Here is a 2,725-nt window from a genome sequence, read left to right as displayed (position 1 = left end):
CTGCGCGTGGGCCGACAGCCCGGGCGCGGTCACCTGGTTGGCTCGCCGCCGCCGGCGCTCATCAACAGGGACAACTGCCAACAGATCCTGGGTTTCTTCTGCCCCCACGCGTGACGGGCGCCGACCGCTGGGTGCCAATCGTCCCGATCCCTGGTCTAGGTTGATCGCGTGGCCGCAAACGCACACAAGACCGCCCGGCGGTTGCTGACGGTATGGTGCGCAGCCGTGGCCGCCGCGGGTCTGTTCGTCGCGTGGCGGATCGATGAGCGGGCGCAACCGTGTTGGAGTGTGCGGCAATTCATCGACTTCAACCGCGACGCGCAGGCCTCGTTGAAGGCGAAGACGCGGTTTGCGCCGCCGGGCTCCTACGAACAAAACTCGGTACCCAGTGACGCCGACTATCAGGCGTGGCTCGACGGCCTGCAGCGGCGAGCCAACCAGGTGACCGCGCCCGGGCTGTCGGCCCACGCGCAGCGAGCGGCAGCGCTGGCCCGTGAATTCATGACGGACGCGAACCGGATGAACGACGACCTAGGCAGACAAGACCCGCTGAAAACGGAACTGCCGCCCTCGGCGAAAGCCGTGGCTCGGGCCAACCAGGAGTTCGGGGACGAGATGGCCACCCTGGCACGCGCATGCCCCAGCTGAGCGCCCGGCGAGTGCCGCTCCCCCGAAATGCCTCTAGCGGCCGACGCCCAGCGTCGACGTGTAGTAGTTGACGCCGTTCATCGTTTGTCGATCATCGGCGGCCCGTGCGATCGCCCCCAACCCGAAGCCGGCGAGCAGCTGGGCCATCGGCGTTGCGACCCACGCCCACCCGAGCGCATCCAGGTACGCCCCGACGTCGTGGCGCTCACCTTCGAACTGGACCACGTCGAAGTCGAGTTCGAAGCCGTGCTCGCGCCACTTGGCAGTGGCCTCGCGCATCCGTTGGCGCGCTGCGTCGGGGTCCATGTCGGCGGTATTCGGCACAGCCTCACTCCCGAGTCGGCTGCCCGGCGCGCTCAGGGCGGTGACCATCTCGAGCAGCCGATCCTGGGCCGCTGGTGTCAGATAGCCGAATAGGCCTTCGGCAATCCATACCGTGGGCTTCTTGACGTCCAAACCCGTCGTAACCAGTGCCGTCGACCAGTCGTCGCGCAGGTCGATGGCGACCGTGCGTAGGTCAACTTTTGGTACGGCACCGAGCTTGGCCAGTGTGGTGGATTTGAACTCGATGACGGCCGGTTGATCCATCTCGAACACCGTCATCCCTTTAGGCCAGTCCAGTCGGTAGGCGCGGGCGTCGAGGCCCGAGGCGAGGATCACGGCTTGACGGATGCCCGCTCCTGCGGCATCGGCACACAACTCGTCGAAGTACCGCGTGCGGGCCGCAATCGATGCGGGCATCTGCGCCAGCCCCCATGAGCTGCCCGCGACGTCGATATCCGAGGCGACGAGCTCGCCGGTAGCCCAGCGGGTCAGAAAGCTCACACCGACCGCGCGCACCAACTGCTCGGCAAAAGGATCGTCGATAATCCCATCCCTGGTGGCGACGGCTCTCGCGGCCGCCGCCATCGTGGCCGTGGTTCCCACTCCGGTAGCCGGACCCCAGGTGTCGTCATTGGGTGGTGTCATCGTGAACCTCCGAGAGCCGCCTGGATACCGTACAACCCGTCTCCTGGCCCTCCTCAGCGACGCCGCTGACGTGACCACCGCGACCACATGCGCGCGGCCATGGCGCAATCGAATTTAGCGGGTTACCAGTAGGACTCCGCCGTAGTTGTTATCACAATGCGCACCAATCCATTTCGCAGCAACATCGATGTGCGTAATTCCCACATAAAGCAGTCGTGAGGGCACACCCGAAAACTCGCAGCGGTCCAAGCTGTCGCAGACCTGGCAGGCAAAAATGTTTGGCTTGCGGTTGACTGTCATTCGATAACGGCGAACGGCTGCGAGAGGAGCGTCTGTGCCCACCATCACCACCTCGGACGGTGTCGAGATCTTCTACAAGGACTGGGGTTCCGGCCAGCCGATCGTTTTCAGTCACGGCTGGCCGCTGACGGCCGACGACTGGGATGCGCAGATGATGTTCCTCCTGCACCGGGGCTATCGGGTGATCGCTCACGACCGGCGCGGGCATGGCCGGTCCGAGCAGGTCGGGACCGGCAACGACATCGAGCACTGGGTGGCCGATCTGGCCGCGCTGACCGAGCAACTCGAACTGCGCGACGCCGTCCACATCGGGCACTCCACCGGCGGCGCTGAAGTGGCCTGCTATGTGGCGCGCCACCAGGAGCGGGTCGCCAAGGCGGTGCTGGTGTCCTCCCCGACCCCGAGCATGGCGCAGGCCGAGAACAATCCGGGCGGGCAACCCCAGGAGTGGTTCGACGCGGTGCGTGCGGGCATCTTGGGAAATCGATCGGAGTTCTTCCGCGCCGTGCCAGAGGGGCCGTTCTACGGATTCAACCGCCCGGGTGTGGAACCGTCCGAGGCGGTCATCGCGAACTGGTGGCGTCAGGGCATGTCCGGCAGTGCCCAGGCTCACTACGAGACGGTGGTGTCCTGGCTGCAGGACTACTCCGACGAATTGCGGGCGATCACCGTTCCCGTCCTGGTCATGCACGGCGACGACGATCAGATCGTCCCGTTCGCAAGCGCGGCGCCCCGGGCGGTCGACCTCCTTCAGAACGGCGCCGTGAAGGCCTATCCCGGCTACCCGCACGGCATGCTGACCACACAC

Annotated in this window: 3 protein-coding genes; 2 read left to right on the top strand and 1 reads right to left on the bottom strand. The window is 65.9% G+C overall.

Features of this window, described 5'->3' with window-relative positions; genetic code table 11:
• Positions 1-168: 168 nt before the first annotated feature.
• Complete coding sequence (locus A5701_RS26160; protein ID WP_067761038.1) at positions 169-648, top strand: hypothetical protein; 480 nt, start codon at positions 169-171, stop codon at positions 646-648.
• A 33-nt stretch (positions 649-681) separates the two neighbouring features.
• On the opposite strand, the gene A5701_RS26155 is transcribed toward A5701_RS26160, so the two are convergent.
• A complete protein-coding gene (locus A5701_RS26155; RefSeq protein WP_067761036.1) occupies positions 682-1,617 on the bottom strand; it encodes an SAM-dependent methyltransferase in 936 nt (311 codons plus the stop codon).
• A gap of 334 nt (positions 1,618-1,951) precedes the next feature.
• Between A5701_RS26155 and A5701_RS26150 the strand changes: the two genes are divergently transcribed.
• On the top strand, positions 1,952-2,725 hold a 774-nt coding region (locus tag A5701_RS26150; protein ID WP_067761034.1), incomplete at its 3' end, for an alpha/beta fold hydrolase.

The organism is Mycobacterium sp. E3305 (genome assembly GCF_001666785.1).
Classification (GTDB): Bacteria; Actinomycetota; Actinomycetes; order Mycobacteriales; family Mycobacteriaceae; genus Mycobacterium.
The sequence above is the reverse complement of the archived record's forward strand: the minus strand, read 5'-3'. Positions and strand labels throughout refer to the sequence as shown.